The 15,327-nt window shown below is 76.3% G+C and carries 12 protein-coding genes; all 12 read left to right on the top strand.

Annotated elements, in window-relative coordinates; all coding sequences use genetic code 11:
* Positions 1 to 274 precede the first annotated feature (274 nt).
* The 12 genes from mraZ to PH191_RS29440 all read left to right on the top strand — a co-directional run bounded on the left by mraZ (position 275) and on the right by PH191_RS29440 (position 15,200).
* Entirely contained in the window at positions 275 to 706 is a 432-nt protein-coding gene (gene mraZ, locus PH191_RS29495) for a division/cell wall cluster transcriptional repressor MraZ (protein WP_274190179.1), read from the top strand.
* Positions 707 to 916: 210 nt separating this feature from the next.
* Positions 917 to 1,897: a 16S rRNA (cytosine(1402)-N(4))-methyltransferase RsmH gene (rsmH, locus tag PH191_RS29490; RefSeq protein WP_274198195.1), complete on the top strand. Its 981-nt coding sequence runs from the start codon at positions 917 to 919 to the stop codon at positions 1,895 to 1,897.
* Positions 1,894 to 2,577 (top strand): cell division protein FtsL, encoded by a 684-nt coding sequence (gene ftsL, locus PH191_RS29485; protein WP_274198194.1) that lies wholly within the window; start codon positions 1,894 to 1,896, stop codon positions 2,575 to 2,577. The genes rsmH and ftsL overlap by 4 nt, the downstream gene beginning before the upstream one ends.
* A 194-nt stretch (positions 2,578 to 2,771) precedes the next feature.
* Positions 2,772 to 4,523: a peptidoglycan D,D-transpeptidase FtsI family protein gene (locus PH191_RS29480; protein WP_274198193.1), complete on the top strand. Its 1,752-nt coding sequence runs from the start codon at positions 2,772 to 2,774 to the stop codon at positions 4,521 to 4,523.
* 206 nt (positions 4,524 to 4,729) lie between these two features.
* On the top strand, positions 4,730 to 6,247 hold the full coding sequence (locus tag PH191_RS29475) for a UDP-N-acetylmuramoyl-L-alanyl-D-glutamate--2,6-diaminopimelate ligase (protein ID WP_420791866.1): 1,518 nt from the start codon (positions 4,730 to 4,732) through the stop codon (positions 6,245 to 6,247).
* The gene (locus PH191_RS29470) at positions 6,244 to 7,713 is read left to right on the top strand and encodes a UDP-N-acetylmuramoyl-tripeptide--D-alanyl-D-alanine ligase (RefSeq protein ID WP_274198192.1); all 1,470 of its coding nucleotides are present in this window, start codon (positions 6,244 to 6,246) and stop codon (positions 7,711 to 7,713) included. The genes PH191_RS29475 and PH191_RS29470 overlap by 4 nt, the downstream gene beginning before the upstream one ends.
* Positions 7,710 to 8,777, top strand: coding sequence for a phospho-N-acetylmuramoyl-pentapeptide-transferase (gene mraY, locus PH191_RS29465; RefSeq protein WP_274190174.1), 1,068 nt, complete (start codon positions 7,710 to 7,712; stop codon positions 8,775 to 8,777). Before PH191_RS29470 ends, mraY begins: the two co-directional genes overlap by 4 nt.
* Positions 8,770 to 10,296, top strand: a complete 1,527-nt coding sequence (gene murD / locus PH191_RS29460) for a UDP-N-acetylmuramoyl-L-alanine--D-glutamate ligase (protein ID WP_274198191.1) — start codon at positions 8,770 to 8,772, stop codon at positions 10,294 to 10,296. The genes mraY and murD overlap by 8 nt, the downstream gene beginning before the upstream one ends.
* On the top strand, positions 10,293 to 11,609 hold the full coding sequence (gene ftsW, locus PH191_RS29455; protein ID WP_274198190.1) for a putative lipid II flippase FtsW: 1,317 nt from the start codon (positions 10,293 to 10,295) through the stop codon (positions 11,607 to 11,609). The genes murD and ftsW overlap by 4 nt, the downstream gene beginning before the upstream one ends.
* Positions 11,610 to 11,641: 32 nt before the next feature.
* Positions 11,642 to 12,778 carry an undecaprenyldiphospho-muramoylpentapeptide beta-N-acetylglucosaminyltransferase gene (gene murG, locus PH191_RS29450; RefSeq protein WP_274198189.1) on the top strand — a complete coding sequence of 379 codons (1,137 nt, stop codon included), beginning with the start codon at positions 11,642 to 11,644 and terminating at the stop codon, positions 12,776 to 12,778.
* A complete protein-coding gene (gene murC, locus PH191_RS29445) occupies positions 12,775 to 14,298 on the top strand; it encodes a UDP-N-acetylmuramate--L-alanine ligase (protein WP_274198188.1) in 1,524 nt (507 codons plus the stop codon). The genes murG and murC overlap by 4 nt, the downstream gene beginning before the upstream one ends.
* Positions 14,295 to 15,200, top strand: coding sequence for a cell division protein FtsQ/DivIB (locus PH191_RS29440; RefSeq protein ID WP_274198187.1), 906 nt, complete (start codon positions 14,295 to 14,297; stop codon positions 15,198 to 15,200). The genes murC and PH191_RS29440 overlap by 4 nt, the downstream gene beginning before the upstream one ends.
* The last annotated feature ends 127 nt before the right edge of the window (positions 15,201 to 15,327 follow it).

The raw sequence follows: 15,327 nt of genomic DNA, 5'->3' as shown, positions 1-15,327 counted from the left end.
CCCCGCCCCCCACCCCGCCCCACCGGCAGGCCGGGGCGCCGCATCCCCTGCTCAGACCGCCCCCGTCGCACCCCGGAACGGCGTGTCGACGGGCTCGCGGGGCCCGGAGGCGCCAGGGTCGCGCTCGCGCCCCCCACATCGCCCCACGGGCTCTGAGCAGGCAGAACACCCCGATGGGGGATCACGAGGTCCTCAGGATGGTTTGGTCGTGGGGGATGGTGGGGTATGGTGGTGAGCAGTGGGGCGGACGGGCCTCGCCAGGGAGGTGGGCGCCGTGTTCCTCGGCACCCACACCCCGAGATTGGACGACAAGGGCAGGTTGACCCTGCCCGCGAGGTTCCGGGACGAGCTCGCAGGGGGGCTGATGATCACGAAGGGTCAGGACCACTGCCTCTACGTGTTCCCCCGTGACGAGTTCGAGCAGATGGCCCGCAAGGTGGCCGAGGCGCCGTTCACCGACGAGCGGGTGCGCGCGTACCAGCGCTACCTGTTCGCCGGCACCGACGAGCAGCGCCCCGACTCCCAGGGTCGTATCCCGATCACGGCCGAGCTCCGGCGCTACGCCGGGCTCGACCGCGACTGCACGGTCATCGGGGCGGTCAACCGTCTCGAGATCTGGGACAGCGCGGCGTGGGCGCGGTACCAGGACGAGCACGAAGCCGGCTACGCGCAGGCCCAGCAGGAAGTGCTGCCCGGCGTCTTCTGACGCCGACCGCACCGACAAGCGAACACGTGGCGCCCTCGAGGGGCGCCGGGTCGGGTGCCGTGAGGCCCCGGTCCGCAGGGCGACGGCCCTGGCGCACCTTCCCCGGCGCCAGGTCCGTCGATCTGCGGGCCGGGACGTGACGGCATCCGGCCGCAGCAGCAGACGACCGGGCCGTGCGGCCCGGGACGACGAGTCGGTGGGGGGCGTTCGGTGGACGACGAGGGGCAGGAGCCGCAGTTCGCGCCCGCCCGTCACGTCCCCGTCCTGCTCGACCGCATCGTCTCGCTCTTCGAGCCGGCCCTCGCCGACCGCGACGCCGTGCTCGTCGACGCCACCCTGGGGGCTGCCGGCCACTCCGCCGCGCTGCTTTCTCGGCACTCGAGACTCACTCTTGTAGGTGTTGACCGCGACCGATCGGCGTTGCGGCTCGCTTCTGAACGGCTGAGCGACTACGCCGACCGCACCCACTTCGTCCACGCCGTCTTCGACGCGATCCCCGAGGTCCTCGACGCCCTGGGGTTCGACGGCGTCCAAGGCGTGCTGTTCGACCTCGGCGTGTCCTCGATGCAGCTCGACGAGGACGAGCGCGGGTTCTCCTACGCCCGCGACGCGCCGCTGGACATGCGGATGGACCCGACGACCGGCCCGACCGCGGCCGACGTCCTCAACACCTACGCGCCCGGTGACCTGGTGCGCGTGCTGCACGAGTACGGAGAGGAGCGATCGGCCCGGCGCATCGTCGAGGCCGTCGTGCGCGCCCGGCGGCGGGCTCCGTTGCGGACCAGCGCGGAGCTCGTCGCCCTCCTCGACGAGGCCATCCCGGCCGCCGCCCGCCGCACCGGCGGGAACCCCGCCAAGCGCACGTTCCAGGCGCTGCGGGTGGAGGTCAACGGCGAGCTGGACGCCGTCGCCGGCGCGATCCCGGCCGCGGTCCGCGCGCTGGCCGTCGACGGCCGGGTGGTCGTCATGTCCTACCAGTCCCTCGAGGACCGGATCGTCAAGCGCGTGCTCGCCGAGCACTCGCGCACCAAGGCCCCACCGGACATGCCCATCGTCCGGCCGGAGGACGAGCCCGAGCTGCGCCTGCTGACCCGCGGCGCGGAACGGGCCGATGAGGACGAGATCGCCGCGAACCCACGGGCGGCGTCGGTGCGGCTGCGTGCCGCGCAACGTATTCGGGAGGCCGCATGAGCACCGGGACCCTGACCGGCCCCCGCCCGGGCACGACGAGCACCCGGCCCGCGTCGCGGGACACCGGCACGCGCCGTCCCGCGGCTTCGACACGCCCGGCGCCGAAGCCCGCCACCCGGACGACGGACACGCGCGCCTCCGGCACCGCCCCGTTCGTCCTCCTCATCATGGTGCTGCTCACCGGGGGACTGGTCGCGACGCTGTGGCTCTCGACGGCGGCCGCCGCCGACTCGTACCGGCTCGACGAGGCCCGCCAGGTGGCCCGCGACCTCTCCGAGCAGAGCGAGCGCCTGCACCGCGACGTCGAGGCCGCGCAGTCGGCGCCCGCGCTGGCCGCCGCCGCCCGGGCCCAGGGCATGGTGCCGGCGGGGGAACCCGCGGTGCTGGTGATCGCGCCCGACGGGTCGTCGCAGGTCGTCGGGGACCCGAAGCCCGCCCAGCCACTGGCCCCGCCGCCGGTCGCCGTGCCCGCCACCCCGCCCGCAGGCGCGCAGGACAACGGCGCCCAGGCCGCCGTCGACGGGCAGCCCGCCCCGGCACCGGCCGGCGCCGCCGCGGCGGAGGACCAGCTGGTCGCGGTCCCGGCCGCGACCCCGGACACCACCCCGGACCCGGCGAACTCCGAGACCACCCCCGACTCCGCGGCCGCCGCCGACGACGCCTCGCCGGCGGCACCCTGATGCCGCGCGGCTCCGCCACCATGGGCAGGGCCACCCCGAGCCGGGCCACCCTGAGTCGGCCGCCGGCGCGCGGCCCGGGCGTGCGGGGCCCCGGTGGCCGTCGCCCGTCACCGCCGCCGCCCCCGCCGCGCCAGCCCCGCCGTCGCCCGGCCCCACGGCCGCCGGACCCGCGGCGTCGCCTGCGGGTCGGTCGCGTGATCCTCGTGGCGGTGCTCCTGCTCTGCACCCTCAAGCTCATCGAGGTCCAGGGCCTGCGCGCGGGGGAGCTGTCGGAGGACGCCGCCCGCCAGCGCACGACGAAGCTGGTGGTGCCCGCCGAGCGCGGCGCGATCCTCGACCGCTACGGCACCCCGCTCGCGTTCAGCGTCGAGGCCAAGGCGCTCGTCGCGAACCCCCGGCGCATCACCGAGGACTGGAACGACCCCGCGATCCGCAGCCGGCCGGGCTCGCCGACTCCGGACCAGCGCAAGTCCGCGATCGCCGTCGGCATCGGGCGCATCCTCGGCCTCGACCCCGGCCCGATCTTCGCGTCGCTCACCTCGGACCGCAGCTACGTCGTGCTCGCCCCGCTGGTCGACCCCGGGGCCGCGCGCCAGGTGCGCGAGGAGTTCCCCGAGATCGCCGAGGAGGACCGCGAGTCGCGGCAGTACCCCGCGGGTGACGTCGCCGCGACCGTCGTCGGCAGCGCCGCCTGGAACATGGACCGCCAGAAGATCCGCGGATCGATCGGGCTGGAGAGCGCGCTCGACACCACCCTCGCCGGTCAGGACGGCTACCGCGTCGTCGACACCGCGGAGGGCAGCGACGCCGTCATCCCCGGCACCACGCGCGCCGAGCAGCCCGCGCAGGCGGGCCGCGACATCGTCCTCACCCTCGACACCGACCTGCAGTACGCGGTCGAGCAGCGCCTGCGGGAGTACACGGCCCGCGTCGGCGCCCGCAACGGCAGCGCCGTCGTCCTCGACGCGCACACCGGCCAGGTGCTCTCGATGGCCAACTCCGGGTCGTTCAACCCCGCCTCCCCGGGCGCGCCCGGGGCCCAGCTGAGCAACCCGTCGGTGACGTCGCCGTTCGAGCCGGGCTCGGTCAACAAACTCGTGACGATGGCTGCGGCCCTCGAGGCCGGCGTCGCCCGGCCCGAGGACGTCCTCCAGGTCCCGGGCAGCATCCGCGTCGCCGACCGCACGATCAGCGACGCCTGGTCCCACGGCACGATCAACCTCACGCTCAACGGCGTGCTCGGGCGCTCCTCGAACGTCGGCACGCTGATGACGGCCCAGCGCGTGGGCCCCGACCGGTTCGCGTCGATGCTCGAGTCGCTCGGCATCGGCACCCGGACGGGCATCGAGCTCCCGGGCGAGAGCCCCGGCTCGGTGCCGGCCCGCGAGGACTGGTCGGGCAGCACCTTCGGCAACCTGCCCATCGGCCAGGGCCTCTCGATGACCACCCTGCAGATGGCGAGCATGTACCAGGCCGTCGCCAACGACGGCGTGCGCGTGCCGCCGCGGGTGGTGGAGGCCGAGGTCGGCGCCGACGGCGTCCGCACCCCGTCGCCGACGCCCGGGGGCGTGCGGGCGATGAGCCCGGAGACCGCGCGGACGATGCGCGACATGCTGCAGTCGGTGACCCAGGACGGCCGCGGCGGCAACCGCGGCACGGGGCCGCAGGCGGCGATCCCGGGCTATCCGGTCGCCGGCAAGACGGGGACGGCGCAGCAGGTCGACCCGGGCTGTGGCTGCTACTCCCAGTCGAACTACTGGATCACCTTCGCCGGCATGTTCCCGGCCCAGGACCCCCGTTACGTCGTCGCGCTGATGCTCGACCGCCCGCCGGGCGGCGACTCGGCCGCGCCGCTGTTCCACGACATCGGCGCCTACCTCGCCCAGCACGGGGCCGTGCCGGTGTCCACCGCGCCGCCGCGCCAGGTGCCTCTCACGCTGCCGTGATGCTTCCGTGACTCCCGCTGCAGGCCACAGGGCCTGCGGAGGGACGGCGGAGACGGTGAGTAGCCTTCGCCATCGTGCCCGCCGCACCGCCGAGAACCACCGATGACGCCCCCGGACCCGGTCCGGGGCGGGGTGGTGACGGCACCGCCGGAGCGGCCGCCGCGGGCCCCGACCACGGCCCTCTGCGACCCCTGCGCGTCACGCCCGTGACGGTCACCGAGGTGGTCGCCCGGCTGCGGGAGACCGGCTCCGTGGAGATCGTCGGCGACGCCGACGCCCGGCTCACCGGGGCCACGCTGCGCGCCCACGAGGTACGCCCCGGCGACCTGTTCGCGGCCCTGCCCGGCAGCCGTGCGCACGGCGCCGACTTCGCGGGCGACGCGCTGGCCCGCGGCGCCGCGGCCGTGCTCACCGACGCCGACGGGGCCGCCCGCCCGACGCTCCGCGAGGCCGCCCTCGAGGCCGCCGTGCCCGTCCTCGTGCACCCCGACCCCCGTGCCGCGATCGGGCCCGCCGCGGCACGGATCTACGGCGACCCGTCGACGCGCCTCGACGTGCTCGGCGTGACCGGCACCAGCGGCAAGACGACGACCGTCTACCTGCTCGAGGCGGCGCTCGCGGCGGCCGGGGAAAGCACCGGGCTGATCGGCACCGTCGAGACCCGCCTGGGCGGGCGCCGGCTGCCCAGTGCCTTCACGACGCCCGAGGCGCCCGACCTGCAGGCCCTGCTCGCGACGATGGTCGACGAGGGCGCCACGCACGTCGCCATGGAGGTCTCCAGCCACGCGCTGAGCCTCGGCCGCGTCGGCGGCACCCGGTTCGCGGTCGGCGCGTTCACCAACCTCTCGGCGGAGCACCTCGACTTCCACGCCGACATGGAGGACTACTTCGCGGCCAAGGCGCGCCTGTTCGACGGGCGCTCCGCGGCCGAGGTGGTCTGCATCGACTCGGCGTGGGGGCTGCGCCTGGTCCGCGAGGGCGCCGGGGAGAAGAAGACGGTCACCGTCGGCACCCCCGAGGCCGACTGGCACGCCACCGACGTCGTCGCCCTGCCGGACGGCACGCAGCGGTTCACCGCGCACGGCCCGGACGGGCTCGCGCTGCCGGTCACCCTGCGCCTGCCCGGCGCCTTCAACGTCACCAACGCACTGCTCGCCCTCGCCTGCGGGCACGCCGCGGGCCAGGACCCCGCCGTGCTCGCCCGCGGGCTCGCCCAGGTCCGGGTGCCCGGACGCATGCAGCGCGTCGAGGCCGGCCAGCCGTTCCTCGCCGTCGTCGACTACGCCCACAAGCCGGCCGCGGTCGGCGCCCTGCTCGAGACGCTGCGCGCCCAGGCCGCCGAGACCGGCGGGCGCGTGCTCACCGTCCTGGGCTGCGGCGGTGACCGCGACCGCGCCAAGCGCCCGGTGATGGGCCGGCTGGGCGCCCAGCTCTCCGACCACCTCTGGGTCACCGATGACAACCCGCGCACCGAGGACCCGGCCGCGATCCGTGCCGCCGTGCTCGACGGCGCCCGCGAGGTGCCCGGCGCCCTGGTCGACGAGATCGGCGACCGCCGCGCCGCCATCGCCGCGGCCGTGGCCGAGGCGCGCCCGGGCGACGTCGTCGTGGTCGCCGGCAAGGGCCACGAGACCGGCCAGCAGGTCGGGGCCGAGAAGCTCCCGTTCTCCGACGTCGACGAGCTGGAGCGGGCGCTCGTGCGGACCCAGGGCGGTCACCGGTGATCGAGCTGACCCTCGCCGACGTCGCCCGCGTCACCGGCGGCCGCCTGCACCGTGCGTCGGGCGACGAGCGGATCACCGGCTCCGTCGAGTTCGACAGCCGCGCCGTGACCCCGGGCGGCCTGTTCGTCGCCCTGCCCGGCGAGCGGGTCGACGGGCACGACTTCGTCGACGCCGCGACGGCCGCGGGCGCCGCCGGGGTGCTGGCGGCCCGCGAGGTGGACGCGCCGGCCGTGATCGTGCCGCCGGTGTCGGGGATCTCCAGCTCCTACGTGCTCGCCGCGGACGCCGACGGCGCCGGGGCCGGGGTCCTGGCGGCGCTGGCCGCGCTGGCGCGCCACGTCGTCGACACCCTCGTCGCGGGCGGCCTCTCCGTCGTCGGCATCACGGGCTCGTCGGGCAAGACGTCGACCAAGGACCTCACCGCGCACCTACTGGAAGCCGGGCCGGACGGGAAGGGGGGCCCGACCGTCGCCCCGCCCGGCTCGTTCAACAACGAGCTGGGCCACCCCTGGACCGCGCTGCGCGCCACCCCCGGGACCCGCCACCTCGTCCTCGAGCTCTCCGCCCGCGGGCCCGGCCACGTCGCGGCCCTGTGCCGGGTCGCGCCGCCGCGGATCGGCGTCGTCCTCAACGTCGGCTCGGCCCACCTCGGCGAGTTCGGCTCGCGGGAGGCGATCGCGCAGGCCAAGGGGGAGCTGGTCGAGGCCCTGCCGGCTGCTCAGGACGGCGGCGTCGCCGTCCTCGGCGCCGACGACCCGGTGGTGGCGGCCATGACGCAGCGCACCGCGGCCCGCGTCGTCCACACCGGCCGGGCGCCCGCGGCGACGGTCCGGGCGGTCGACGAGCGCCTCGACGACGCCGGGCGCGCGACGTTCCGGCTGGTCACGCCCGCGGGCGAGACGCCGGTGACCCTCGGGCTGCACGGCGCCCACCACGTCGACAACGCCCTGGCCGCGGCGGCCGTGGCGCTCGAGTCCGGCCTGGACCTCGACACCGTCGCCGCGCGCCTCGCCACCGCGGCGCCCCGCTCGCGCTGGCGCATGGAGCTCACCGAGCGCCCCGACGGCGTCCGCGTGCTCAACGACGCCTACAACGCCAACCCCGAGTCGATGCGTGCCGCGCTGGCGACGCTCGCCGCGATGGGCGGGCGCCACACCGCCGTGCTCGGCGTCATGGCCGAGCTCGGCGACGACGCCCCGCAGGCGCACACGGAGCTCGGCCGCGAGGTCGCCCGCACGGGCGTACAGCGGCTCGTCGTGGTCGGGGGCGACGGCCCGGTGGCCGCGCTGCACGAGGCCGCGACGGCCGGGGGCGTCGACTCCCACCTGGTGCCCGACGCCGCGGCGGCGGCCGACATGATCAGCGCCGGCGTCGCCCCGGGCGACGTCGTCCTGGTGAAGGCCTCCCGCTCGGCGGGACTCGAGCGGGTCGCGGACGCGCTGGTGAACGGGAGAGGAGCCCGATGAGGGGCGTGCTGGTCGCGGCGGGGGTCGCGCTGGCCGTGTCGATCCTGCTGACCCCGTACGTGATCCGGCTGTTCATCAAGCAGGGGTTCGGACAGGAGATCCGCGAGGAAGGGCCGCAGAGCCACCGCGGCAAGCGCGGCACCCCGACGATGGGTGGCGTCGCGATCCTGGTGGCGGTGTGGGCGGGCTACCTCGTCGCCCACCTGGTCGGCGACGTCGCGATCTCGGCGTCCGGCCTGCTCGTGCTGATGCTCATGACGTCGTTGGGTGTCGTCGGCTTCCTCGACGACTTCATCAAGATCCGACGGCAGCGCAACCTGGGCCTGAACAAGACCGCGAAACTGGTCGGCCAGCTCGTCACCGCGGTGCTGTTCGGCGTGCTCGCGCTGCAGTTCCCGGACGAACAGGGGCTGACGCCCGCGTCGCCGAACCTGTCGTTCGTCCGCGACATCGCGGTGGTCAGCCTCGGCGCGGTCGGGTTCGTCGTCTTCTGCTACCTCGTGGTGACGGCGTGGTCGAACGCCGTGAACCTCACCGACGGGCTCGACGGCCTCGCCGCCGGCACGTCGGCGATGGTGCTGGCCACCTATCTGATCGTGTCGTTCTGGCAGTTCCGCAACGCCTGCGGGATGCAGATCGAGGCCGGCTGTTACCAGGTACGGGATCCGCTGGACGTGACGCTCGTGGCGGCCGCGGCGATGGGCGCGTGCATCGGCTTCCTGTGGTGGAACGCGGCGCCGGCCCGCATCTTCATGGGGGACACGGGCTCGTTGGCGCTCGGCGGGCTGTTCGCCGGCCTGTCGATGGTGACCCGCACCGAGCTGCTGCTCGTCGTCCTGGGCGGCGTCTTCGTCGTCGAGGCGCTGTCGGTGGTGCTGCAGGTCGCGGTCTTCCGGACGACGCGACGGCGACCGTTCCGCATGGCTCCGTTCCACCACCACTTCGAGCTCGCGGGCTGGGCCGAGACCACGGTGATCATCCGGTTCTGGCTGCTCGCGGCGATCTGCTGCGCGCTGGGGCTGGGGCTCTTCTACAGCGAATGGCTGGCCGCGTCGGGTGGCTGAGTGGCGTGACCGGCACGTGCTCGTCGCCGGGGCCCGGCGCACCGGGGTCTCCGTCGTCGACGTGCTGCTGCACCTCGGGGCCCGGGTGACGGTCGCGGACGGCGACCAGGCCCAGCTGGACCTGCTCGGCGGCCGCCCGGTGGCCCGCACCCAGGAGCTCGCGGCGCTGCCCAAGGGGTGCGACCTCGTGGTGACCAGCCCCGGCTTCCGCACCGACTCGCCGCTGGCGCTGGCGGCCCGCGCGGCGTCGGTGCCGATGGTCGGCGAGCCGGAGCTCGCCTGGTGGCTCGGTGACGAGCCGGCGATCTGCCCGGTCGGCCCACCGCGCTGGCTCGCGGTCACCGGCACCAACGGCAAGACCACCACCACGACGATGCTCGAGGCGATCCTGCGCGCGGCGGGGGAGGACACCGTCGCCTGCGGCAACATCGGCCTGCCCGTCGTCGACGCGCTGCGGGCGGGCCACCGGGTGCTGGCGGTGGAGCTGTCCAGCTTCCAGCTCGAGTGGTCGCCGTCGGTGCGCCCCTTCGCCGGGGCGGTGCTCAACCTCGCCGAGGACCACCTCGACTGGCACGGCTCGATGGCCGCCTACGGCGCCGCGAAGGCCCGGGTGCTGCGCGGTGACGTCGCGGTCGCGGGCCTCGACGACCGCGAGGCCGCCGCGCTGCTGATCGCCGCGCCGGCCCCGCGCCACGTCGGGTTCACCCGGGGCGAGCCCGGCCCGGGCGAGCTGGGGATCGTCGACGGGCACCTCGTGGACCGCGCGTTCGGTGCTGCCGAGGCCGAGTCCGAGTCCGAGGGCGAGGCCGAGGCCGTGCCGCTCGCGCCGGTCGCCGACGTCGCCCCGCCCGGCCCGCCCGGGGAGCTGAACGCCCTGGCCGCGGCCGCCCTGGCCCGCGCCCACGGGGTGGCGCCCGAGGCGGTGGCCGCCGGTCTGCGCGCGGTGGCCCCCGGCCCGCACCGCGGGGCCGTGGTGGCCGAGGCCGGCGGGGTCCGGTGGGTCGACGACTCCAAGGCCACCAACCCGCACGCCGCCGCCGCGTCCCTCGCCGCGCACCCCCGCGTCGTCTGGGTGGCGGGCGGCCTGCTCAAGGGTGCCGACGTCGGCGAGCTCGTCGTCGCCCACCGCGACCGGCTCGCCGGCGCCGTCGTCCTGGGTCGCGACCGGGACCGCGTCCACGCCGCGCTGACGCGACACGCCCCCGAGGTCCCCGTCCTCGACGTGGGCGGGGGTGACGATGGGCCGGTGAGCGACGACCGGCAGGACCCCGACGCGGGCATGCGCGGGATGACCAGGGCGGCGCGGGCCGCCGCCACCCTGGCCGGGCCCGGCGACACCGTGCTGCTCGCGCCCGCGGCGGCCTCCATGGACATGTTCCGCGACTACGCGGCGCGGGGCGACGCGTTCGCCGCCGCCGCGCGCAGCGTCGCCGGCGGGGTGGGCCCGCACGGGGCGGCGTCGCCCCCCGACCCGGATCCCGCCCCCGAGACCGTGAGCAGGCCCGGCGGCGCAGCGTGAGCGCGCCGGCCCGGCGGCCACGGCAGCGCCCGGCCCGTCCGGGCGTCCTGGCCCAGGCCCGGGCGGCCCTGCACCAGTGGCTCGAACGCCCGCTGACCTCCCTGCACCTCGTGCTCGCGGTGTTCGGGCTGCTCACCGCCCTCGGCCTGGTCATGGTGCTGTCGGCGTCCGCGGTGTCGGCGTACGCCGCGGGCGGCTCGTCCTACGGCGTGTTCTTCCGGCAATCCGTGTTCGCCATGATCGGGCTCGTCCTGTTCTGGGTCGGCGTGCGCGTCCCGCCCCGGCGCCTGCGGGCGGCGAGCCCCTGGCTGCTCGCGGGCTGCCTGGTGCTGCTGGTGCTCGTGCTGGTGCCGGGGCTCGGCGCCATGGTCAACGGCTCGCGCAGCTGGTTCCGCGTCGCGGGGCTGTCGCTGCAGCCCTCGGAGCTCACGAAGATCGCGCTGGCGCTCTGGGGCGCGCACGTCCTCGTCCGCCACCGCCCGCACCCGCGGACCTGGCGCGCCGCGCTGATGCCACTGCTGCCGGTGTCGCTGCTCGTGCTCGTGCTCGTGCTCCTCCAGCCCGACCTCGGCACCACGATCTCGCTGATGATCATCGTGTTCGCCCTGCTGTGGTTCGCCTGCGCGCCGCTGGGCCTGATGGCGTTCATCGTCTCGAGCGGCGTCGTGGCCTCGGTGGTGCTCGGCGTCGTCGCCACCTACCGGCAGAGCCGGATCACCGCGTTCCTCAACCCGGACACGGCCGATCCGCTCGGACCGGCCTACCAGGCGCGCCAGGCGCTGTACTCGCTCGCCGACGGCGGCCTGTTCGGCGCGGGCCTGGGCCAGGGGCGGGCGAAGTGGGACTACCTGCCCAACGCCGACAACGACTTCATCTTCGCGATCATCGGCGAGGAGCTGGGGTTCGTCGGGGCGGGCTCGGTGATCGCCCTGTTCGTCACGCTCGCCTACGTCGGGCTGCGGATCGCCGCCCGCAGCGTCGACCCGTGGATCCGCGTCGTCGCCTCGACGCTCACCGTCTGGCTGGTGGCCCAGGCCTGCATCAACATCGGCTACGTCGTCGGGCTGCTGCCGGTCACCGGCATCCCGCTGCCCCTGGTGTCCTCGGGCGGCACGTCGCTGGCGCTCGCCCTGCTCTCCGGCGGCCTGCTCGCGAACTTCGCCCGCCACGAGCCCGAGGCGGCCGCCGCCCTGCGCGCCCACGGCCAGGGGCGTCTCGCCCGGGCCCTGCGGCTGCCCGAGCCGAGCCTGCCGCGCGCCGCCGCGACCGACCGCCCGGCGCGACGGGACGGGCCCCGGGGAGGGGGCCGGTGAACGCGCCGGGGGCGGCCCCGGACGATGGGGGCATGACGTCGAACGAGCCCTCGGTGGTGGTGGCGGGCGGCGGCAGCGCCGGCCACGTCGAACCGGCCCTGGCCACCGCGGACGCGGTGCGCCGGCTGCGCCCCGACGCCCGGGTCACGGCGCTCGGTACCGAACGCGGTCTCGACACCCGCCTGATCCCGGCGCGCGGCTACCCGCTGGAGCTGATCCCGCCGGTGCCGCTGCCGCGCAAGCCGAACCTCGACCTCGCGAAGCTGCCGCTGCGCGTGGTCCGCTCGGTGCGCCGCACCCGCGCGGTGCTGCGGGAGGTCGGCGCCGACGTCGTCGTCGGCTTCGGCGGCTACGTCTCCCTGCCCGCCTACCTGGCCGCGGCCTCGATGCGCCTGCCGATCGTGGTCCACGAGGCCAACGCCCGCGCCGGCGTGGCCAACAAGGTCGGCGCCCGCTTCGCGCGGGCCGTGTGCGCCGCGGTGCCGGGCAGCGGGCTGGCCGGGGCGGAGGTCATCGGCATCCCGCTGCGCCGCGAGATCACCGAGCTCGACCGGGCCGGGCTGCGCGCGCAGGCCCGCGCGCACTTCGGCCTCGACCCGCAGGGGCCGGTGCTGCTGGTGTTCGGGGGCTCGCAGGGCGCCCGCTCGCTCAACGAGGCGGTGTCCGCGGCGGTCCCGGCGCTCACCGCCGCCGGGGTGTCGGTGCTGCACGCCCACGGGCCCAAGAACACGCCAGCCGTCGGGATCACCGGGGTCGAGGCTCTGTCCTCGTCCCACCCGCCCTACCACCCGGTGCCCTATCTCGAGCGCATGGACCTCGCCTACGCCGCCGCGGACGTCGCGCTGTGCCGGGCCGGCGCGATGACCGTCGCCGAGGTGTCGACGGTCGGGCTGCCCGCGATCTACGTCCCCCTGCCCCACGGCAACGGGGAGCAGGCGCTCAACGCCCGCCCGGTGGTCGACGCCGGCGGCGGCATGCTCGTCGCCGACGCCGAGCTGACCGGCGAGACGGTCTCCTCCCTGGTCACCGGCCTCGTCGGCGACCCCGACCGGCTCGCCGCCACCGCCGCGGCGGCCCGGCGTTCGGGGCACGCGGGGGCGGACGAGACACTGGCCGCCACGGTGCTCGAGGCAGCGGGCGCGAGCGTGAGCGGGAGGACCCGGACATGAGCCCGACGGACCAGGTGGAGCAGCACCACCCCACGGTCGACACGGCCGATGCGGACGTGCCGCCCCTGCCGCAGCTCCTGTCGCGGGTGCACTTCATCGGGGCCGGCGGCGCGGCGATGAGCGGGATCGCCCGCATCCTGCTGGCCCGCGGGGCGATGGTGTCCGGGTCCGACGCCAAGGACTCGCGCGCGGTGCTCGCGCTCCGGGCGCTCGGCGCCGAGGTCGCGGTCGGCCACGACGCGCACAACCTCGACCTCCTGCCCGGCGGGCCCACCTGCCTGGTCACGACGAAGGCCGTGCACCAGGCCGACCCCGACAACCCCGAGCTGCTCGAGGCCGCCGCGCGCGGCATCCCCGTGCTCCACCGCTCCGCGGTGCTCGCCGAGCTCATGGCGGACCACCGCGCCGCGTGCGTGTCGGGCAGCGCGGGCAAGACGTCGACCACGTCGATGCTCGTCGTCGCCCTGCAGGCCTGCGGCACCGACCCGTCGTTCATGATCGGCGGCGATCTGCTGTCGTCGGGGTCGAGCGCCCACCACGGTCTGGGCGACGTCTTCGTCGCCGAGGCCGACGAGAGCGACGGCTCGTTCCTCGCCTACTCGCCGGCCGTCGCGATCGTCACCAACGTCGAGCCCGACCACCTCGACCACCACGGCACCGTCGAGGCCTACGTCGCGGTCTTCGACGCCTTCGCCGCGCGGATCGAGCCGGGCGGGGCCCTCGTGGTCTGCGCCGACGACCCGGGCGCCGCTGCGCTCGGCGTCCGCGCGGAGGAGGCGGGCGTGCGGGTGCGCCGCTACGGGCGCACCGCCAACGGCCCCGAGGACGCGCACGTGCTCGACTACCGCGCCGAGGGCGCGCTCGGGGTGCTCCGCCTCGCGGTGGCGGGGGAGGAGATCGAGCTGCGCCTCGCCGTCCCCGGCGAGCACCAGGCCCTCAACGCCTGCGCCGCCCTGCTCGCGGGCCTCGACCTCGGCGCCCCGCTGGAGGGGCTGCTCGACGGCCTCGCCGGCTTCGACGGCGTGCGCCGGCGCTTCGAGTTCCGCGGCAGCGCCGACGGGGTGCGGGTGTACGACGACTACGCCCACGCGCCCACCAAGGTCGCCGCGCAGCTGCGCGCCGCCCGCCCGGTGCTCGGCGGGACCGGCCGGCTGATCGTGGCCTTCCAGCCGCACCTCTACTCGCGCACCCGCGACTTCGCCGCCGAGTTCGGCGCCGCCCTGTCGCTGGCCGACGAGGTCGTGGTGCTCGACGTCTACGGCGCCCGCGAGCAGCCCGAGCCCGGCGTCAACGGCGAGCTCATCGCCCGCCAGCTCACGCTGCCGCCCGAGCACGTGCACTACGAGCCCTCCTGGGGGCAGGTCCCGGCGCTGCTCGCCGACCTCGCCCGTCCCGGTGACCTCGTCGTCACCATGGGGGCGGGCGACATCACCGTCCTCGGCCCCGAGGTGATCTCCGAGCTGGAGCGCCGCGCGGATCAGACCGAGGCCGGCGTGCCCCCGGGGATCGAGCCGCGGTGACCGGCCCGGCCCGCTCCACCGGACGCCCGGGTCGGGCGGGCCGGTCGGGCCGGGCGGGCCGGGGAGATCGCCCCGAGCGGACGGCCCGGTCCGACGGCGCCGAGCGCCAGGAGCGGGCGCGGCAGCGCCGTACCGGGGGCGCCGGCGCCCGGCCCTCGGGTGCCGCGGCCGGCTCGCCGGGGCGCGCCACGCGGGTCGCCCGCCCCTCGGTGACCCGTCCGGTGCGCCGCCGCCGGAGCCTCTGGGCCGGGCTCGCCGCGGCGCTCGCGCTGGTCGCCGTGCTCGTGTGGCTCACCGTCTGGTCGCCCCTGCTCGACGTCCGCGACGTCGAGGTCGTGGGGGCGGCCCCCGACCAGATCGAGGCGGTGCGCGCGGCCGCCGCCGTCGCGCCGGGCACGTCGCTGCTCTGGCTCGACGGCGACGAGGTGGCGCGGGACGTGCGCACCCTGCCCCGGATCGCGTCGGTCGACGTGTCCCGCGACTACCCGGGGACCGTCGTCGTCTCGGTGACCGAGCGCGAACCGGTGCTCGCGGCCCCCTCGCCCGCCGGCGGGGTGCTGCTGGTCGACGCCACCGGCTTCGGGTACCGCACGATGCCCGAGCGCCCGCCGGGCATCCCGGCCCTCACGCTGCCGCCGGGCATGATCCCGTCGCCCGACGAGCCGGCCACCCGGGCCGCCGCCGACGTGGCCGTGGCCCTGCCCGCGGCGCTGCGGGCCGAGGTCGTCGAGGTGCGCGCCAACGGCCGTTTCGACGTCGGCTTCGTCCTCACCGGCGGCCGCGAGGTCCGCTGGGGCGCCGACGCGGACAACGAGCGCAAGGCCGCGGTCCTCGCCGCCCTGCTGACCCGCCCGGGCGTGGCGTACGACGTCTCGACGCCCGACCTCGCGGTGGTGCGCTGACAACCCTCGAGGAGCACTCGAGAGTGTCGACCGCCCGGCGAGTGGGTGACGTGAGGTGCGGACACGCCCGGCGCGCCTCGTGGAAATGCCGTGCCACGCCTGCCTACCGTGCGCACGTCGGACAGCG

Source organism: Actinomycetospora callitridis (assembly GCF_028737265.1).
In the GTDB taxonomy this organism is placed as follows: Bacteria; Actinomycetota; Actinomycetes; order Mycobacteriales; family Pseudonocardiaceae; genus Actinomycetospora; species Actinomycetospora callitridis.
Note: the sequence above shows the minus strand (reverse complement) of the source record. Positions and strands in the feature narration are given on the sequence as shown.